Here is an 18937-nt window from a genome sequence, read left to right as displayed (position 1 = left end):
AAAATAACAATAATTTTTCGGATTCGTTTGTTTGCAGGGCAGATAACTATAAAGGGAATAAAATTTGATAACTTAGGTGTACGAAAGGCATTCTATGAAATTTGAGTTAACATCAGAGTATAGACCAACAGGTGACCAACCTGGAGCAATCAAAGAATTGGTGAGTGGCGTGGATCAGGGCGAAACCTATCAGACCCTTTTGGGGGTTACAGGTTCGGGGAAGACATTTACTGTAGCGAATGTCATCCAGCAAACCCAGAAGCCCACCTTGATATTAAGCCATAACAAGACCCTTGCGGCGCAGCTGTACGGAGAATTCAAGCAATTCTTCCCGAACAATGCGGTGAATTATTTTGTGTCCTATTATGACTACTATCAACCCGAGGCTTTTATTGCCCATACGAACACGTATATCGAGAAAGATCTGGCTATCAATGAGGAGATTGAAAAGCTGCGATTGGCAACGACTTCGGCCCTGATGTCTGGAAGACGTGATGTTATCGTGGTTTCATCGGTTTCCTGTATTTATGGTATGGGTAATCCGGAAGACTTTTCCAGGTCTATATTCCGTTTCGGCGTAGGGACTACCATCAGTAGGAATGCATTCCTGCATAAGTTGGTCGAAATCCTGTACGCACGGACTACTGCTGAATTTAAACGTGGAACATTTCGCGTAAAGGGCGATACCATAGATGTTTACCCTGCATATTTGGATGTAGCCTATCGTGTTTCCTTCTTTGGAGATGAGATTGATGAGTTGAGTGAAATCGATCCGGTTTCGGGAAGGACTTTGGAAAAACATGAAAGCCTGGCTTTATTTCCAGCGAATCTTTTCGTGACGCCAAAGGATAAATTTACCCAGTCCATCTGGTCGATTCAGGATGAATTGGTAGCTCGGAAAACCCAATTGGAGGATGAAGGAAAAATGCTGGAAGCTAAAAGGTTGGAAGAACGGGTGAACTACGACTTGGAGATGATGCGTGAGTTGGGCTATTGCTCGGGAATCGAGAATTATTCCCGTTTCTTTGACGGCCGGGATCCGGGCATGCGACCGTTCTGCCTGTTGGATTATTTCCCTGATGATTATCTGTTGGTGATCGATGAGAGCCATGTGACCATACCGCAATTGCGGGCAATGTATGGTGGTGACCGATCCAGGAAGATTTCCTTGGTTGAGCATGGTTTCCGTTTGCCAGCAGCATTGGATAACCGTCCTTTGAACTTTCCGGAATTTGAGTCTTTAACCAATCAGACCATCTATGTTTCAGCGACTCCTGGAGATTATGAACTGCAACAGACCGAAGGTGTGGTGGTGGAACAGGTGATCCGTCCGACTGGACTGTTGGATCCGGTTGTGGAAGTCAGACCGGCGGTGAATCAGGTGGACGATTTCTTGGAACAGGTTGATAAAACGATAAAAGAGGGTGGAAGGATTTTGGCTACGACCTTGACCAAACGGATGGCTGAGGAGCTGACCAAATACATGACCCGATTAAATATCAAGGTTCGGTATATACACTCAGAGGTAAAGACTTTGGAAAGGGTCGAGATCTTGAGGGGACTGCGTCTGGGCGAGTTTGATGTATTGGTAGGGGTCAATCTATTGAGGGAAGGACTTGACTTACCAGAGGTGACCTTAGTGGCCATCCTGGATGCGGATAAGGAAGGCTTCTTGCGTTCGGAAAGATCCTTGATCCAGACCATCGGTCGCGCAGCTCGTAACGACAAGGGACGTGTGATCATGTATGCCGATAAGATGACGGATAGTATGCGTGTGACAATCGATGAAACCAATCGCAGAAGGGATAAGCAGATTGCCTATAACCTGGAGCATGGCATAACACCTAGGACAGTAGGGAAGACCAAAGAGGAGATCCTGGAACAAACTTCAGTGGCTGACTTTAAAGGCGAACCTAAGTTTTATGTTGAGCCGGAAGCAGGTGCCTCCGTTGCGGCTGATCCTTTGATCGAATATATGAGTGAAAAGGAAATGAAGAAGGCGATAGAAACTGTGAGAAAACGTATGGAGAAAGCAGCCAAGGAAATGGAATTCTTGGAAGCTGCAAAACTTCGGGACGAAATGTTCTCTCTGGAGAAAACCTACGAAGAGAAATTTGGAGCAAAATAATTTTGTTTTAAACCTGTAGAATTTTTGGAGGTCTAAACACAAAAGCCTCCATTATGAAAGCGATCCAGCACAGCCTTATTTTAGCGTTATTTTTTTTCCTATCCTTCCAGGTTAATGGACAAGAAATAAATAAATCAATAGATATAGTTGGTTTTACCCAAGACCAGACCTTTGATCATCTCAAGCAATTTGCGCTTGAGAATGATTATTTCATCAAGAAGTTAGACCGTGCAGAGGGTTTTATACAATTAGGATTTCTCTCGAGGACCAATAACCTCTTTAGAAGTGATTATAAACTAGCCATTAATGTGCTATTGAATTCCGTCAATGAAACTGATTGTAGAATTACCTTGCAGATCTATATGCAGGAAGGAACTACAAGAGATTTAATTACTACTTATGAAGATAAAGGAATGATTAGGTCTGAAAAAGGCTATTCCGATCTGCTTTTGTTGATTAAAAGATATATGGATAGGCAAAGGGAATAACAACGAGAATCACTGCTTGTTGATTCCATCAATTATTCCTTTTCCAGTTTAAAGATCCTACCTCCAATGCTTTCAAATTCTATTTCCAGCTTTGAAGCAACCTTACTTTCCTGGGTATTGATCAGGTCCTGCATCTTGTAGTTTCCAGTCAGACCTAAATTTTTCAGGTCAATTTCAAAATGAGCATGAGCTTCCTTGAAGTTGATTGCAATCAAATAAGCTTTGTTCCCTTCGCGTTTCAAATAGACATTGCTGGTTCTATTATCCTGCATGATTGGAAGAGGTCTAAAGCTTTTTCCATTTTTTATGATGTTCAGGATCTCTGGGTTCTGAAGAATGGGTTCCATGCTGTTATGCCACTCTTCGACCTGGGAGAAATCATCACCCAAGATCAATGGTCCAGCGACAACTCCTGAAAGGAACCTTGCTATATTGACATCATGGGATTCGCCTGTAAACACCAAGTGGTCAGCATCGATATAATCATAGAGGTAGGTCTGCCAGAAGCCAAAGGTTATGGCGTTTAGGGTATAGGCCGTTTGATCGATCGTCTTCCAAGCATCGCAAGCTATCCTACGCATGTGGGCATACCTATAAGTGGCAAGGGAAGGGGATATGGCTGCATAGATCAGCATTTGATTATCTAACAGCTCATTCAGGTAAGTCATCCCAATCGCATAGGATTGCATTCCGGTTTTGACATTTGGATTGTAGAATTTACTTGATTCTATAGCAGCATGGGAAAGGAAGTCTATTTTGATCATCTTGAACCCACATTCCTTTAGTTTCCCGAGGATGTATTTCATTCTGGCCTGCGTGCCGGGATGGGTAGGGTCCAATGCCCTGCCACCGTCAAGGTCATGGAATCCAGCACTGGTCTTGGTCCACATCTCTCCGAAGGTATAGTCCGATCCCTCGGCTTTTCGATCAGGTCCAGAACCATGCCCCCAATCAGTAAATGGAGCCCAATACACCCCAGGTTCCAATCCTGAAGCTTTACAGTAATCGGCAAATTCCTTTAATTTACTGTAATCACCTGTCATTCCTCCCGGTACCATATTGTCCCAGAAAGAATCTAGGTCGATATAGGCATTTCCGTTTTCTTTTCTGAATTTTGGGAGGCTGTCCTTGAAATAATCCACCGTTGCGGTCGCATTTTCCCAGGAAAGCTTGGTTTGGATCACGCCCCAGCTGTTCCAACCTATTGGCGTGCCTGCTGTCCATGCCTTGATGTTGGGAGGAAAAAGTTTTCTTTGGAATTTTGCAAATTCATCCAGACCGTCTTGCCAATTTTTGGAATAAGAGATCAGGATTTTGGAGGAACGGATTTCATTCCCGGAAAGATAACCGTGCTCCATGGAATCGCGGGTAACACTTGCCTTGACAAAGCCATTTTTGACTTCAAGGTCTGTTTGCTGTTGATCTTGCTTCGCCAAGATCCCCGTTTTCCAGGTTGATTGATCCAAAGATGCGGTCAGGAATCCGGATTGGTCATTATTGTCATATAGAATCCCTAACTCAGAGCTTTCATACGGTTCGGATGCAAAATCTTGCTGCTTGTATTCGATAAATGTATCGTTGTCGAAAGGGACAAAGACAGAACTCAAGTTTTTTCCAGATAGAAGGGATTGTCCTTTTAGTTGGAAAGGCGATAATGCATTTGAGCTGATGTTCCTGCCTTTCAAGACGAGCTCCATAACGAAAAAAGGACTTCCCTCATAGAAATAGAAGTTTTGGATGGCTTTTGTTCCATTTTTGGAGAGATGCTCAATGGAATAGCAGATGCCTGAGCCTGCATTGTCCTTAAACTTTTGTTTTAAGGCCCGGGGATTTGATGAGGAAACATCTTGAACCGCGCCGCTTTTTAATTGGTAGCTGGATATGGCATTTTCAAATACCAGTTTCTTGTTTTCTAACAAGGAAAAACTACCTTTTTTGAGGTCGTATCGAAATTCTTGATTGTTGTTGAGTTTGACTTCAATTTGAGCTTGAAGGGTTTGGAATGGCAAGCAAAGAAGGCATATTAGCCAGAATAGGTTCGAAAATTTAAATAACATCTTGATTAGGTTGTACGGTTTTCATGAATAGGTTGCTTCATAAAGTTGTCCAATGTACATCAAAAAAACGGGAACAAATGGGGCTGGGTACAAAAAAATAGGCTATAAAAGAGTTTATAGCCTATTTTTTACAAGAAATTATCGAGTTACAATAATCTTGAAGGGAACTGTTTTATATTTTCAATACTTAATTGTTGCATGACTTGATAAAGTTGCGCTTTAAACATGTTAATGGTATGGTCTCCACCTTCATCGCCTAAGGCACCCACTCCATACATGAATGGTCTTCCCATAAAATTGAAGTCAGATCCCACTGCATAGGCGCGTCCAAGGTCTACACCTGATCGGATACCTCCATCCAACATGATCTTAACCTTGCTGCCATAGCTGGTATTTTGTGTCAAGCGGATCAAGGAATGGATAGAAGATTCACCGGCATCAATCTGTCTACCGCCATGATTGGAAACAATTACGCCATCGACCCCGATGGAAATTGCAGCTTCCATATCTTCTTGGGTTGTGATGCCCTTCAATAGCAGTGGACCTGGCCATAGATCACGGATGGCCTTTACCTTTTGGATGTTTACTTTACCTGTAAAGGTCTTGTTCATGAATTGCCCCAGTTGGGATAGGTCAAGACCTTTTTCCATATAGGGTTGTAGGGTTGCAAAATTTGGGATGCCGTGCTGCAGGGTCTTGATTCCCCATTCAGGACAGATCATGGCCTGGAATATATTGCTGATATTCATTTTGGGAGGCATGGACAGTCCGCTCTTGATTTCGCGATAGCGAAGGCCAAAGGATGGTACATCGACCAATACCACGAGCACTGGACATTCCACGGCTTTAAGCCTATTTAATATATCGTCACGAAGGCGATCTTCGGTAGGGTGATAGAGCTGGAACCAGGCTTCGCCATTGGAAACTTCGGCAATTCTTTCAATGCTTGAGGTCGATACCGTACTCAGGATATAGGGAACATTGTTCTTTGCTGCTGCCTTAGCCAATATTTCGGGTGCATTAGGCCACATCAGACCCTGCAAACCGATGGGGGAAATCCCAAAAGGTGCGGAATAGGTTTTTCCGAAGAGTTCAACGGACATATCAATATCTCCGGAAACATGGAGGTATTGCGGCTTTAAAAGAATATCATCAAAATCATTCTCATTTCTGGCCAAATTGAGCTCTTCATTACATCCGCCTTCCAGGTAATCAAATGCAAATTTTGGAATGCGCCATTTCGCTCTTTTCTTCAAGTCAGCTACAGAAGGATACCCTGGGTTATAGGGATACTTGATTTTTACACTCATTTTTATTTAAGATTTAGGTGGTGCCCACGAAATTACGGTTAAAAAATTGAAATATCCATCCTGTGCTATGCGGTGGGAACCAGAAATAGCTATTTAAAATATTTTAAAAATGGGACTTTTAGTCGATCAGGAGTTTCTCTACGACCTCTTTGTTTTTGGAAGTTCCGTAAAAAAGAATGTAATCGACCTTGGTTGTTAAGCCAGATGTGCCATCTTTTTGTCTAATGAAAATCCTGTTTACTTTTATTTTTAGCCCATTGACGGTAGTCACAACGTAGGCCTTGCCTTTTGTTGGAACGGTCAGGTAAAATTTCTGACTGGGAAGCGATACAATGGTTGCTTCGTAGGTATGGGCGTCAATAGGCTTGGCTTCGATGCCATAGGCAAAGTTTTTCTGAATACCGGTAAGGGGTCTTATTTCTCCGGACTTATCAAATATTTGGCGATATACCCGGATGGGTTCATCTTCGTCCACTTTATTTGAGCCATTCTTATTCAGGTCGTAGATAAAGGTGTTCTTACCTCGATTGTGTTGGATATAGAAGAGCAGGTTTTCTTTGTTGGTTGGAGTAGGGTAGCCTTCTTGGGCTTGTGCATAGTGAGTAGTAACGAATATCAGTAAGCTCAAAATGAATCTATTCATCTTATTTATTTTGATGGGAAGTTACTGATATTCGCATTAAGTGATAATGAAATTTTAGTTAAAGTTTAATTTGTTCCCCCGCGTCCCCCAAACAGCTTGGAAATCAACCATATTACGAGGACAACGGCGCCAATCACCAAGATGATTCCCCACCACATCCCTGCTTTAAAAATTCCTTCAATTAACGAACAGCTGCTGAACAATGATGTTGTCAGTGCAAGTGCCAAAAATCCAATATATCTATTCATAGTTCTGTGTTTAGTTTATTAAACAATTTCAAAATGATAATGTTTGATTTGGAGGTCTACAGTGGGAATGGCCATAAAGGTGAAATGATTCTCTTCGTTACTTTTGGAGCCTTCTTTAGCGCATTTTGATTCTGAACGTATAGTGAGGAATCTGTATGGTTTTCTTATACCCATGCGTGTCATCCTGGACCGAAGGTGCAGGAACCTTTCGCCAAGATTATTTGTCTGGTTCCGAGAACCTTCGTGCTTCAGGTTGACAGGGGTAAAGGATGATTTTTGAGCTATACTGCCCTAGAAGGGCAGATTTATTTTAGCAATCCCATCGCACAGGGCAACGGCATTCTTTCCATTTTTCCGCCATTGGAAATAAGCCGGTGGCTAAGGGGCTTCCTTCGGAAGGATAATGTTTGTCTACAAAGAGAACCCACAGCGTGGGTGAAATATTTTTCAATGAATCTTTCTGTGGAAAGAAAATAGATTGCTCATCTTACGATTTCGCAATGATAACAATCCATTAAAAAAAACAGTAATAGATTCTTCGTTTCACTCTGAATCCCTCTCAGAAAACTTCTGATTCTGAACAATTCGTGAAGAATCTGTTCGGTACTCCAGCAAAAGGCTCTGTCATCGTCAATCGAAGATTGACGAACTGTACGCCAATACCGGTTTATTTACAGGAAAGCTATGCTATGTTCCGAGAACCTTTCTTCTTCAGGTAACGGCATGATACGCTGATACTGTGTGAGATGTCTCATTTACGCTAATAAATGTGGTAACAACAATTTTATGAAATAAGAAAATTATTAACATAATAATTATTTGTACGTTTGGTGAATATAATAACCAATTATGAATAAAAAACTCAATTTATGGGACTCCATTATGATTGTCATGGGTTCTATGATTGGAAGTGGGATCTTTATTGTTTCATCGGATATGATGCGACAGTTAGGGTCGGGCTATTGGCTGATTGCTGTATGGCTGATTACTGCGGTTGCGACCATTGCTGCCGCAATCTGTTATGGTGAACTTTCTTCGATGTACCCTAAAGCTGGTGGACAATATACCTACCTGACTGAAGTCTTTGGGAAAATGACTGGCTTTCTGTATGGATGGAGCTTATTTGCCGTGATCCAGACAGGAACCATTGCCGCTGTTGCGGTTGCTTTTGGCAAATTCGCCGGCTACCTCTTTCCACAGCTGAATGATGCAGCTCCCATTTACCAGAATGGCACCTTTATGATCACCTGGATGCAGATCCTTGCCATTGGAATCATACTGTTGTTAACTTTTATCAACAGTAAGGGGGTGCGGAGTGGCAAGATTGTCCAATCCGTCTTCACCTCTTCCAAGGTCATTGCCCTATTGGCCCTGATCGTTGGCGGGCTTCTATTGATCGAGAGCAATCAGTTTTCAGGGAACATGAGCTTCGGTTGGTCTGCTTCGCAAAATCTGGACCATTCAAGCTGGAAAGAGATTTCAGGTAATGTGTTGCTTGGTGGAATTGCTGCGGCCATGGTAGGTTCGGTTTTCAGTAGTGTAGCCTGGGAAAATGTAACCTTCGTGGCGGGGGAGATTAAGAATGCGAAGAAGACTGTGGTAATAGCCATGGTGATCGGAACCAGCTTGGTGATGATCCTCTACCTGTTTGCCAATTATGTTTATTTAGCCACTTTAAATCGAGAAGAAATTGCCTTTGCCGCGAATGATCGTGTTGCGATAGCTGCTGCTGAAAAGTTATTGGGAAGCGCAGGGACCATTATCATGGCCATATTGGTGATGATCTCAACCTTTGGATGCGTGAATGGAATTGTGCTTTCAGGAGCAAGGGTTTTTCAGAGCATGGCCAAGGATGGCCTTTTTCTGAAGCAGGCCATTCCAAACAACAAGAATGATGTTCCGGAAAGGTCCCTGTGGTTTCAGGGAATCTGGGCTTCGCTATTGTGTTTGAGCGGGCAGTATGGGAACCTATTGGACATGGTGTCCTTTGTGATCGTGATTTTCTATATGATCACGGTCCTGGCGATGATGTATCAGCGCTGGAAGAGACCTGATCTGGAAAGACCCTATAAAACATTCTTATATCCTATCCCTCCATTGGTCTATCTCTTGATCGGAACAGCTTTCTGTGTGCTTTTGATCTTGTATAAACCACAGTACACCTGGCCTGGGTTTATATTGATCCTGATGGGAGTGCCGATCTATTATTTTGCCAATCGAAAGAAACCTGTATTAAAATAAATGATAAGTAAAAGGCCGAACAAAAATTGCTCGGCCTTTATCTTATTTTAAATTACTAATGTTTCTTATTCAGCTCTTAGGATTTTGGCAGCTTCTACCATAGATTCTAAGGCAGCTTTAGTTTCTGGCCAAGCACGAGTCTTCAGACCACAGTCAGGGTTTACCCATAATTGCTCTGCAGGAACTACTGCTTTTGCTTTGCGTAATAAGTTAACCATCTCTTCTGTGCTAGGAACACGTGGAGAGTGGATATCATATACACCTGGACCAATATCGTTAGGATATTTGAAGTCTGCGAAAGCATCTAACAGTTCCATTTGAGAACGAGAAGTCTCGATGGTGATTACGTCAGCATCCATGGCAGCGATATCTTGGATAATATCGTTGAACTCAGAATAGCACATGTGCGTGTGGATTTGTGTATCGTCATCAACATTGGATGAAGAAACGCGGAATGCACGTACAGCCCAGTCTAAGTATTCCTGCTGATCAGCTTTGCGTAGAGGAAGTCCTTCACGGATAGCTGGCTCATCAATTTGGATGATCTTGATACCTGCTTTTTCCAATGCCTGAACTTCGTCCAAGATTGCCAAAGCGATTTGGTATGTAGTTGTAGAACGAGGTTGGTCGTTACGTACGAATGACCATTGTAAGATGGTTACAGGACCAGTCAACATTCCTTTTACAGGACGGTTAGTCAAAGACTGCGCATAAGCAGACCAACGAACAGTCATGTCTTCAGGACGGTAAACATCACCAAAAATAATTGGAGGTTTAACACAACGAGAACCGTAAGATTGAACCCATCCGTTTTGTGTGAATGCATATCCAGCTAATTGCTCACCGAAGTATTCCACCATGTCATTACGTTCGAATTCACCGTGTACCAATACATCGATATCTAAATCTTCCTGTAAACGGATTGTTCTTTCTGTTTCAGCAGCGATTTCTTTATCGTATTCTTCTTGAGAGATGGCACCTTTTTTCAAGTCAGCTCTCCATTTACGAACATCCTTAGTTTGTGGGAATGAACCGATTGTAGTGGTTGCGAATCCTGGAAGATTGAACTTCGCTTGTTGCGCTTCTTTACGAGCGTTGAAAGTAGAAGTACGCTTAGCATCTTCATCAGTGATGTTGCTGACGCGGTTTTTAACCTCTGGTCTGTGGATTAATGGAGAAGTACGGCGGCTTTCAGCAGCTTCTTTGTTTGCGTCGAAACGTTTTTGTGTTTCAGCATCAACTTCACCTTCAGCCAATACTGCAAGGTCTTTTACCTCAGCTAATTTTTGTTTAGCGAATGCTAACCAGTTTTTAACCTCAGCAGGTAGGGACTCTTCATTGTTCTCATTGTCCAAATCAAAAGGAACATGCAATAAAGATGAAGAAGGAGCGATCCATACACGGTCTTTTCCTAAAGCATCAACAGCTTGTTTGATTTTTTTCAATGAGTTTTCGTAGTCGTTTTTCCAAATGTTACGGCCTTCAACAACACCTAATGAAAGGGTTAGGGAAGCAGGAACTTTGGATAATATCGTGTCAAGTTGGTTTTCACCACGAACTAAGTCTAGGTGTAACGCATGCACAGGAAGGTTAACAGCAATGTCTTCGTTGTTTCCTAATGCCTCGAAGTATGTAGCAACGATTAATTTGATGCCTTTGGCAGCTGCAGCTAACTTTTCGAATACTTTTCCGTAAAGAGCTTTGGTAGCATCATCGATATCTAAAGCCAAGAAAGGCTCATCGATCTGCACGTATTTAGCGCCAGCATCAGCAAGTTTAGCCAAGATCTCTTCGTATACTGGAAGTAATCTGTCGATTAGATCGATACGGTTAAAATCAGCTTCTTTTTCTTTACCTAACAATAAGTAAGTGATAGGGCCAATCAGGACAGGTTTAGTTTCGATACCTGATTGTTTTGCTTCATTGTATTCACTTAGGAATTTTTCTGAAGTCAGTTTGAATTCTTGATCTTTCACGAATTCAGGAACGATATAGTGGTAGTTTGTATCAAACCACTTGGTCATTTCCATGGCAGTTACATCAACGCCACCTTCTTGGAAACCACGAGCCATCGCAAAATATAAGTCTAGGTTATATTGGCGATCGATTTTGTTCAAAAGGGAGTTGTAACGAGCGGGAATAGCTCCAACAGTTAAAGATAAGTCTAGGACTTGGTCATAGAATGAGAAATCATTCGATGGGATCAATTCGATACCTGCATCTTTTTGAGTCTTCCAATTGCTTTCACGGATTTTAAGTCCAGCCTGCAATAATTCTTCCGCGCTGATTTTCTTTGCCCAGTAAGCTTCGTTAGCTTTCTTCAGTTCACGGAAAGCACCCACACGTGGGTAGCCTAAATTGTTTGTTAATAGCATATAGTTCTCTACTAAATTAAATAAATTCCAATAAGTCTTTTTGCTAAGAGAAGGCTACCTAGGATTCCTGTAACCAGCTTATCTTTCCCAATCGGGGTAGAATGTAGCACCTTGTCAAGTGACAGGTTGCTAAGGCTTCATCGGGTCTAGTCCCTCTGCCTTTCTCTATAAGCGTCGGCTAAGTTATGGATAAGATTTTTATTTTCCAAGGAAAATCTTTAGACTATCAGACAAAAGACACAAGACAATAGAAAAGCTGAGGTCCTTAAACAACCATAAGAAAGGGGAATAGTGTAAACTATTCCCCTTTCTTATGGTAATAATATTTTTATCTTTAGGACATGAAATTGGACAGATATTTATCCCATATCTTCAGTCTACTGTCTTATGTCTATTGTCTCAAGTCTTTTTAGCTAACCAACAATTTATATCCTTTACCATGCACATTGACGATTTCCACGTTTGGATCTTCTTTGAGGTATTTCCTCAGTTTACTTAGGAATACGTCCATGCTTCGGCCGGTAAAGTAATTGTCGTCATGCCATATTTTGATCAGGGCTTCTTCGCGGGTCAGGACATCGTTTTTCTTTAAGCAAAGCAAACGAAGCAACTCGGCCTCCTTGGTAGACAGTTTCTGCTGTTGACCTTTGTAGGAGATAATCTGACTGGTGTAATCGAAGAAATAATCGCCGATCTCAAACTTGTCTGATACTTCTTCTTCTTTGTCCTTGGAAGCTCTCTTTAATAGCGCATTTATTCTCAATAAAAGTTCTTCAACACGGAAAGGCTTGGTGATATAGTCGTCACCACCTAGTTCGAAGGCCTGGGTTTTGTCCTCCATCATGCCTTTTGCAGTAGCATAGATGATAGGGACCGTCTGATTGATCTTGCGGATATCCTTTCCAAGGGAGAAGCCATCTTTTTTGGGCATCATGACATCCAGGATGCAAAGGTCGAATTCTTCCTTTCGGAAGGCATCCATTCCTTCTTGACCATCTGTACAGAGCACAACGTCAAATTTTCCTTTTAATTCAAGATAATCCTTCAGTAATTCGCCCAAATTAGGATCATCTTCTGCTAATAATATCTTTTGATTCATACTTTTCTCTTTCTTATGTTATGCTACTTCCTTGGATGCGTCCTTTAAAGGAAGCGTTACTTCAAATTGTGTGCCTTTATCTTTTTCGCTTTTTACGGAGATTTTTCCGTTCAGTCTTTTGATGATATCGTTAACATAGCTTAGCCCTAGACCGAAGCCTTTCACGTTGTGGATATTTCCCGTAGGTATGCGATAGAACTGGTCAAATATCTTTTCCTGTTGGTCCTTGGTCATTCCCATTCCCTTGTCTGCAACTGATATTACGATACTGTTCCCTCTATTAAAAGTCTTAAAAGTGATTTCTGGTTTTTCTTGAGAGTATTTAATTGCATTGTCGACCAGGTTGAACATCACATTGGAAAGGTGAAGTTCATCGCCAACCACTAAATCATTGCCTGCTGAAATGTCAATATTCAAGGTGCCTTCTGCCTTGTCCATCTGTAGTCGCATGCTCTCCAAGACTGCGTTGGCCAAGGAGTTGATGTGCACATTGGTGCGCTCGATCTTTAGGTTTTCTTTCTCCAGACGGGCAATGTTCAGGACGCGTTCGATATGCGAGCCTAAACGGACATTCTCATCGTAGATAATGTTTGCCAATTTGTTGACACGCTTGCCATCGGCGGAAATCTCAGGGTCACGTAAGGATTCACTGGCGATCATGATGGTGGCTACAGGCGTCTTGAACTCGTGGGTCATGTTGTTGATGAAGTCGGTTTTCATCTCCGACATCTTCTTCTGTTTGAAGATGATGCTCAAGGTATAGGCAAAACATCCGATCAACAGCGCCAATAAGGCTAGGATGGTCGGAAATAGCCAATAGCCCATGGTCTCGGCAATAATTCCGCCCTTGTTAGGGAAATGTATGCTGAGCTCGCCAGGAGCATTGCCACGGTCTCCTTGGAATAGTCTAGCGGTATAGATCAAAGGATTATTGACTTCCTTGAGTTGCTCGTTGTTGAATTGATAGACTCCTTGGAAAACGGGCATCTTATTGAAATCCTTGATCTCCATGACGAAGGAGGATTTTATTCCTCTTTCACGGAGTTCGTGGATCAATAGATTGACGGTTTTCTTCCCGTTGATACGTTCGGCCAAAGGTCTTTTGGATAATTCCATACCCATGGCTACATCGGCGATTACAGAGCTTTTCTTGCCTCCTAACATGGCAATGGTGTCATATAGTGTTGCGGCCTCTGATAATCGCTGTCCTCTCAGGTTATTGAGCTTAATCTCGAGTTCCTCGATCTTTGACAGGGTCTTGGAATCATAACGCGGAGGTAGGGTCCTGATCTGGTAAGCAATCGCTTCGGTGGAAGGTGGGTTGAATACGGGGATCAGGTATCGGGTGCTATCGTCCTTCTGCGCAACCCTAGGGACGACCTTGATGGCCTCCACATTGGTGAACTCTCCAATGGTATTGTCGGAGGTTAGGCCCTGTTCCAAGGTGATTCGCACAAGGTGCTTGTATTCTTTTCTCTTTAGGTACGTTTCGTAGAAATCATTGCTGATGGGTACCGCCGGGAACTGTTGGTTCAGTTCTCTTTCCAGGAAGTTGAACCTGGTGGTATGGGCAAAAGCCCTTCTCTGCAAGGTTTTGATGCTGTCCTGGTATTGCACCTGCAAGGCAAGGATCTTCTCGTTCTTTTGGATGCGTTCCTGGTCAATCCTGAACTTCTCTTGGTTAAGTCGTTCTTGTTCCCTTGCGAAATCATAGATTTCCTGACGCTCGATCTTATTGGCCACGGCCGAAAGGGATGCCTTGACTTCCTCATCAAAAAGTTTGGACTCCTTGATGAAGGATTCCCGCACAAAATAATACTGCATTGCCATTACGCCGATCAGCGCAATGGACATAAGCCAAATAATCAATGCAATACTTCTTTTTTTCATTTGTTACAAAAGTAATAAGGGAAAACAGCTAATTTTCTCATTTAACACAATTTAACAGCAAGTTTTTAGCTTTTTTAGCAGAATAGGATTTCTTTTGTTATAGAATAATGACTTAAGATACTGATTATGAAAAATTTCATCTTGATTTCCTTCTTATTCCTGATTTGGGCAATTCCTTCTTCTGCGGAAAATAATCAAAATATTCAAAAAAAGAAACCATTAGATTTTAAGGTTGACCTTAATCCCAAGGATAGTTTAAAGCAGTTCAAGATCCCCTTGTTGGATTCCATGAATAAATCAGTAGAGATTCCCAATGCCTATAAGGGCAATAGACAGGGCTTTATGGTTACTCCACATGATGTGCTGAAGGAGCATGATGATACTGTAATCTTGGAGAAAAAACTGTCAGGTGAGGGGTCGGTGAAAATGCCGGGAACAAAGAAGCTGGACGAGCATTCTAGGATTGTCAAACAGGATTCAGCGACCGTCAAGTCGCCAATAATCAAGAGATAGCTTGAAAATAGACGATACAAAAAAAGAGCCTCATTGAGGCTCTTTTTTTGTATCGTTTTGTAATTATTTTACTTCAGAAACACGGATGGTGTTCGTTCTGCCTTTCTCATGAAGAGGGGTAGAAGAAGTGTTGATTACGATCTGGCCAGGTTCTACCAAGTGACGTTCTCTCAATAAGTAGTTTACATCTTGGATAGTACCATCAGTAGATTCATATTTTTCGTAAATGAATGCTTTCACACCCCAGCATAAGCTAAGCGTACGCAACAAGGATTTGTTACCTGTGAAGACATAGATGTCAGCATCAGGACGGTAGCTGGAGATTTCCATGGCAGTATAGCCAGAAGAAGTCATGACAGCGATTGCAGAAGCATGGGTTTTCTCTGCCAAGAAGATCGATGAGCTACATATTGCATCTGGAATACGCGTTACAGGAACAGTACCTAACTGCTCTTTTTCGCTGTAGTACGGATATGAAGTCGCTTCAACATGGGTGATCACTTTCGCCATAGTCTCGATTACGATCTCTGGGAATTCACCAACTGAAGTTTCACCACTCAACATCACAGCATCAGCACCATCGATTACAGAGTTAGCAACGTCATTCACCTCCGCACGTGTTGGGCGAGGGGTAGTGATCATACTTTCCAACATCTGTGTTGCAATGATAACCGGTTTTGAAAGGTTACGACATTTTTGAGCAATGATTTTTTGAAGTCCTGGTACTTCTTCCATTGGAAGTTCAACACCTAGGTCACCACGAGCAACCATGATCGCATCCGTAGCTTCGATAATGCTGTCGATATTGTCAATAGCCTCAGGTTTTTCGATCTTAGCGATCACCTTAGCATGTGAACCTTTTTTCTTGATGATTTCCTTACATTGTTTGATGTCTTCAGCTGAACGCACGAAAGACATGGCAATCCAGTCAGCACCGTGGTCAAGGGCGAAGTTCAAGTTGTCTAGATCCTCTTCTGTTAATGAAGGGATAGAAACTTTTGTATTAGGAAGGTTTACACCTTTTCTAGAAGTCAGGATTCCCCCGTGAACAACCTCACAAGTTACTGTGTCCAAGTGGTTTGTTGAAAGAACGCGCAATTGCAGTTTACCGTCATCCAATAGGATGATTTCTTCTTCTTTTACGTCGTTAGGGAAGTTGTCATAAGTGATGTAGATTTTCTTTTCGTCACCGATAAGTTCGTGCGTAGTCATTTCTACCGTGCTTCCATTGACAAGGATAGCACCACCTTCTTTCATTTTTCCGATACGGATTTTAGGACCTTGAAGATCGGCTAAAATACCTACGTTGAAAGGGTGTTCTTGGTTGATTTCGTTGATTGTGTTGATTACCTTTAAGTGATCTTCCTGAGAACCGTGTGAGAAGTTAAGGCGACATACGTCTACCCCTTTTGCAATCATACGGGTTAAAACATCTTTTTTTGAAGAAGCCGGACCTAGTGTGGCAACAATTTTGGTCCGCTTTTTTAGTTTATCCATTTAAATTAAATTTTAAATTTATATTCTCTATTAAGTCATTTCCTGCTTTATTCTCCCCTTAAAGCAGATGATTAGGTTTATGTGTATAAGATACACTATCTTAATAATCCGCTAAAATATCAGATTTTCTTTAGATTTCAATATTGTTGGGTCTATTTCTTTTACTAAAAGAACTTCCGGAATAGACTTAATGTTTTCTAAAAGAGCATCTAAATCCTCCTCGTCGATAAAATGTTTGATCATCAGGAAGTAATCAAAGCTACTAATTTCAGGTATTAACGCGGCACCTTCGACCGATCGGTTGCTCAGCAAATAGAATTCAAATTCGAAAGATTGGTTATGGTACCTGAAGATGTTGTAGTGATTTTTTACGACGGGTTTGTTTTTCTTGGATTCAAAAAGAATGTGGTAATCCAGTTCGTCCTTGGGTTTTTCCTTGTTGTGGCCGTTATGGTCCGTGTAATCTTCCTTCCCGTAGACCAGCTGGAGTCCGGTATGCTTGTTGATAAAGTGGCAAAGTCGATAATCTCTCAAAACCGAACTGATCCCAATTAGGACAAAATCGAGTTCCAGGTCAAAGTCAGTTTCGAGTTTAAAGGTTATTTTGCTCAAGTCAATTTGTTTTGATGATTTACAAAATTACGTTTTTACTGCATTTAAGTTTGAAGGTTAAGTAAAAATATCATTAAATATGCATTAAGTTTGTAAAACTTTATTTGTTTTAGTATTATTGGATTAAGGTTAATTAATAAGGTGTTAAAAACTTTATTTAAGATGACTTTGTTCTTTATTTAGTTTCAAAAGTCAAAAAGATTTGATTTTTGGGAATATTTATTTTTTCTTTGCACAGATTTATTAAACAATTAAACTAGAAAATCATGTCAGATATCGCATCAAGAGTAAAAGCAATTATCGTAGAAAAGTTAGGTGTAGACGAAAATGAAGTGACACCAGAGGCTTCTTTCACGAATGATTTAGGTGCAGACTCACTTGATACAGTTGAGTTGATCATGGAATTCGAGAAAGAATTCAACGTTGCAATTCCTGATGACCAAGCTGAAAACATCAGTACTGTAGGACAAGCAATCGCTTACTTAGAAAAAAACGTTAACTAACTAATTTTATTAGGCCAAACATCATAAATGGAGCTTAAGAGAGTAGTTGTAACAGGATTAGGCGCACTTACACCTATTGGTAATTCCGTTTCAGAATACTGGGATGGATTAATAAACGGTGTAAGTGGAGCCGCTCCTATCACGCACTTTGATGCGTCAAAATTCAAAACACAGTTTGCCTGCGAAGTCAAAGGTTTTGATCCGCACGTCTATATGGACCGTAAAGAAGCCCGTAAGATGGATCCCTTTGTCCAATATGCTATTGCATCTACCGATGAAGCAGTAAAAGACGCAGGTCTAGATTTCGATAAATTAGACAGGACGCGAATTGGTGTAATTTGGGGCTCTGGAATTGGTGGATTAACAACTTTCACTGAGGAAGTTGCACAGTATTCCAAAGGGGATGGAACGCCTAGGTTCAATCCTTTCTTTATTCCCAAAATGCTTATCGATTTAGCTCCTGGCCATATTTCTATGCGCCATGGATTGCAAGGTCCAAACTTCTCATCAGTTTCTGCTTGTGCCTCGGCTACCAATGCAATGATCGATGCCTTCACTTACATCCGTTCGGGAAGGTCTGACATTATTATCACCGGTGGTTCCGAAGCGACTATCAATGAAGCTGGTATCGGAGGTTTCAATGCGATGCACGCACTTTCTACCAGGAACGATGATCCTAAGACAGCATCTCGACCATTCGATAAAGATCGTGATGGATTTGTGTCTGGCGAAGGTTCCGGAGCAATTGTGTTGGAAAGCCTAGAGCATGCATTAGCGCGTGGAGCGAAAATTTACGCTGAGGTTGTAGGTGGTGGAATGAGTGCAGATGCATACCATATCACTGCTTCTCACCCGGAAGGATTGGGAGCTAAATTAGCCATGACAATGGCAATCAAGGACGCTGGAATGGATTTCTCCGATATTGATTACATCAATGTCCATGGAACATCAACTCCGGTGGGAGATGTTAGTGAAACCAAAGCTATCGTTGACCTATTCGGTGAACATGCTTATAATCTGAATATCAGTTCTACCAAATCCATGACAGGTCACCTTCTAGGTGCTGCAGGTGCGGTTGAAGCTATTGCCTCTATCTTGGCAGTCAAAAATGATATTGTACCTCCAACGATCAATCACTTCACGGATGATCCTGAAATTGACAGCAAACTGAACTTCACGTTCAACACAGCACAAAAAAGAGTTGTAAATGCTGCCTTGAGTAATACCTTCGGTTTCGGAGGCCATAATGCAACAATTATTGTGAAAAAGTATAATGGTTAAAATGTATTCATTTTCACCATGCTAAACATTTAAATAGGTAGTTGCATTTTTC

At 41.7% G+C, this 18937-nt stretch carries 16 protein-coding genes and 1 riboswitch; of the genes, 7 read left to right on the top strand and 9 right to left on the bottom strand.

Annotated features, from left to right (window positions below):
- Positions 1 to 94: 94 nt before the first annotated feature.
- Positions 95 to 2128 carry an excinuclease ABC subunit UvrB gene (gene uvrB / locus ACWIB3_RS11700; protein ID WP_313261627.1) on the top strand — a complete coding sequence of 678 codons (2034 nt, stop codon included), beginning with the start codon at positions 95 to 97 and terminating at the stop codon, positions 2126 to 2128.
- 53 nt (positions 2129 to 2181) lie between these two features.
- Positions 2182 to 2616, top strand: coding sequence for a hypothetical protein (locus ACWIB3_RS11695; protein WP_454291658.1), 435 nt, complete (start codon positions 2182 to 2184; stop codon positions 2614 to 2616).
- Positions 2617 to 2648: 32 nt separating this feature from the next.
- Here the strand turns inward: ACWIB3_RS11695 and ACWIB3_RS11690 are convergent, their stop codons facing one another.
- The 4 genes from ACWIB3_RS11690 to ACWIB3_RS11675 form a co-directional block, all read right to left on the bottom strand.
- Complete coding sequence (locus ACWIB3_RS11690) at positions 2649 to 4673, bottom strand: alpha-galactosidase (protein ID WP_454291657.1); 2025 nt, start codon at positions 4671 to 4673, stop codon at positions 2649 to 2651.
- Positions 4674 to 4819: 146 nt separating this feature from the next.
- A complete protein-coding gene (locus ACWIB3_RS11685) occupies positions 4820 to 5983 on the bottom strand; it encodes an alpha-hydroxy acid oxidase (protein ID WP_185217644.1) in 1164 nt (387 codons plus the stop codon).
- A 118-nt stretch (positions 5984 to 6101) separates the two neighbouring features.
- The gene (locus tag ACWIB3_RS11680) at positions 6102 to 6626 is read right to left on the bottom strand and encodes a DUF4833 domain-containing protein (RefSeq protein WP_185217645.1); all 525 of its coding nucleotides are present in this window, start codon (positions 6624 to 6626) and stop codon (positions 6102 to 6104) included.
- Positions 6627 to 6691: 65 nt separating this feature from the next.
- Positions 6692 to 6874, bottom strand: coding sequence for a hypothetical protein (locus ACWIB3_RS11675; RefSeq protein ID WP_093100438.1), 183 nt, complete (start codon positions 6872 to 6874; stop codon positions 6692 to 6694).
- 587 nt (positions 6875 to 7461) lie between these two features.
- On the opposite strand from ACWIB3_RS11675, the gene ACWIB3_RS11670 reads away from it, so the two are divergent.
- Together ACWIB3_RS11670 and ACWIB3_RS11665 are read left to right on the top strand one after the other, a co-directional pair.
- The gene (locus ACWIB3_RS11670) at positions 7462 to 7593 is read left to right on the top strand and encodes a hypothetical protein (RefSeq protein WP_313261635.1); all 132 of its coding nucleotides are present in this window, start codon (positions 7462 to 7464) and stop codon (positions 7591 to 7593) included.
- A gap of 130 nt (positions 7594 to 7723) precedes the next feature.
- Positions 7724 to 9115: an APC family permease gene (locus ACWIB3_RS11665; protein ID WP_313261636.1), complete on the top strand. Its 1392-nt coding sequence runs from the start codon at positions 7724 to 7726 to the stop codon at positions 9113 to 9115.
- Positions 9116 to 9180: 65 nt separating this feature from the next.
- Here the strand turns inward: ACWIB3_RS11665 and metE are convergent, their stop codons facing one another.
- The 3 genes from metE to ACWIB3_RS11650 form a co-directional block, all read right to left on the bottom strand.
- Positions 9181 to 11490, bottom strand: coding sequence for a 5-methyltetrahydropteroyltriglutamate--homocysteine S-methyltransferase (gene metE / locus ACWIB3_RS11660; RefSeq protein WP_454291656.1), 2310 nt, complete (start codon positions 11488 to 11490; stop codon positions 9181 to 9183).
- 75 nt (positions 11491 to 11565) lie between these two features.
- A riboswitch (SAM riboswitch) is annotated at positions 11566 to 11664 on the bottom strand.
- 235 nt (positions 11665 to 11899) lie between these two features.
- Positions 11900 to 12589, bottom strand: coding sequence for a response regulator transcription factor (locus tag ACWIB3_RS11655; protein WP_093100433.1), 690 nt, complete (start codon positions 12587 to 12589; stop codon positions 11900 to 11902).
- An 18-nt stretch (positions 12590 to 12607) separates the two neighbouring features.
- Complete coding sequence (locus tag ACWIB3_RS11650; protein ID WP_313261639.1) at positions 12608 to 14479, bottom strand: sensor histidine kinase; 1872 nt, start codon at positions 14477 to 14479, stop codon at positions 12608 to 12610.
- Between the two features lie 126 nt (positions 14480 to 14605).
- Between ACWIB3_RS11650 and ACWIB3_RS11645 the strand changes: the two genes are divergently transcribed.
- Positions 14606 to 14992 (top strand): hypothetical protein, encoded by a 387-nt coding sequence (locus ACWIB3_RS11645; protein ID WP_454291655.1) that lies wholly within the window; start codon positions 14606 to 14608, stop codon positions 14990 to 14992.
- Between the two features lie 63 nt (positions 14993 to 15055).
- Here the strand turns inward: ACWIB3_RS11645 and pyk are convergent, their stop codons facing one another.
- Positions 15056 to 16489, bottom strand: a complete 1434-nt coding sequence (pyk, locus tag ACWIB3_RS11640) for a pyruvate kinase (protein WP_185213300.1) — start codon at positions 16487 to 16489, stop codon at positions 15056 to 15058.
- A 111-nt stretch (positions 16490 to 16600) separates the two neighbouring features.
- Positions 16601 to 17101 (bottom strand): IPExxxVDY family protein, encoded by a 501-nt coding sequence (locus ACWIB3_RS11635; protein WP_185217648.1) that lies wholly within the window; start codon positions 17099 to 17101, stop codon positions 16601 to 16603.
- A 266-nt stretch (positions 17102 to 17367) separates the two neighbouring features.
- On the opposite strand from ACWIB3_RS11635, the gene ACWIB3_RS11630 reads away from it, so the two are divergent.
- Together ACWIB3_RS11630 and fabF are read left to right on the top strand one after the other, a co-directional pair.
- Positions 17368 to 17604: an acyl carrier protein gene (locus tag ACWIB3_RS11630; protein WP_079643602.1), complete on the top strand. Its 237-nt coding sequence runs from the start codon at positions 17368 to 17370 to the stop codon at positions 17602 to 17604.
- 27 nt (positions 17605 to 17631) lie between these two features.
- Positions 17632 to 18885 (top strand): beta-ketoacyl-ACP synthase II, encoded by a 1254-nt coding sequence (gene fabF, locus ACWIB3_RS11625; protein WP_185213302.1) that lies wholly within the window; start codon positions 17632 to 17634, stop codon positions 18883 to 18885.
- Positions 18886 to 18937 lie beyond the last annotated feature (52 nt).

The organism is Sphingobacterium sp. NPDC055431, assembly GCF_053644255.1.
Note: the sequence above shows the minus strand (reverse complement) of the source record. Positions and strands in the feature narration are given on the sequence as shown.

Coding starts and splice junctions, on each gene's coding strand:
- ACWIB3_RS11630 (WP_079643602.1), top strand. CDS start 17,368: ATGTCAGATATCGCATCAAGAGTAAAAGCAATTATCGTAGAAAAGTTA.
- ACWIB3_RS11645 (WP_454291655.1), top strand. CDS start 14,606: ATGAAAAATTTCATCTTGATTTCCTTCTTATTCCTGATTTGGGCAATT.
- pyk (WP_185213300.1), bottom strand. CDS start 16,489: ATGGATAAACTAAAAAAGCGGACCAAAATTGTTGCCACACTAGGTCCG.
- uvrB (WP_313261627.1), top strand. CDS start 95: ATGAAATTTGAGTTAACATCAGAGTATAGACCAACAGGTGACCAACCT.
- metE (WP_454291656.1), bottom strand. CDS start 11,490: ATGCTATTAACAAACAATTTAGGCTACCCACGTGTGGGTGCTTTCCGT.
- ACWIB3_RS11695 (WP_454291658.1), top strand. CDS start 2,182: ATGAAAGCGATCCAGCACAGCCTTATTTTAGCGTTATTTTTTTTCCTA.
- ACWIB3_RS11655 (WP_093100433.1), bottom strand. CDS start 12,589: ATGAATCAAAAGATATTATTAGCAGAAGATGATCCTAATTTGGGCGAA.
- ACWIB3_RS11650 (WP_313261639.1), bottom strand. CDS start 14,479: ATGAAAAAAAGAAGTATTGCATTGATTATTTGGCTTATGTCCATTGCG.
- ACWIB3_RS11665 (WP_313261636.1), top strand. CDS start 7,724: ATGAATAAAAAACTCAATTTATGGGACTCCATTATGATTGTCATGGGT.
- ACWIB3_RS11675 (WP_093100438.1), bottom strand. CDS start 6,874: ATGAATAGATATATTGGATTTTTGGCACTTGCACTGACAACATCATTG.
- fabF (WP_185213302.1), top strand. CDS start 17,632: ATGGAGCTTAAGAGAGTAGTTGTAACAGGATTAGGCGCACTTACACCT.
- ACWIB3_RS11690 (WP_454291657.1), bottom strand. CDS start 4,673: ATGTTATTTAAATTTTCGAACCTATTCTGGCTAATATGCCTTCTTTGC.
- ACWIB3_RS11680 (WP_185217645.1), bottom strand. CDS start 6,626: ATGAATAGATTCATTTTGAGCTTACTGATATTCGTTACTACTCACTAT.
- ACWIB3_RS11685 (WP_185217644.1), bottom strand. CDS start 5,983: ATGAGTGTAAAAATCAAGTATCCCTATAACCCAGGGTATCCTTCTGTA.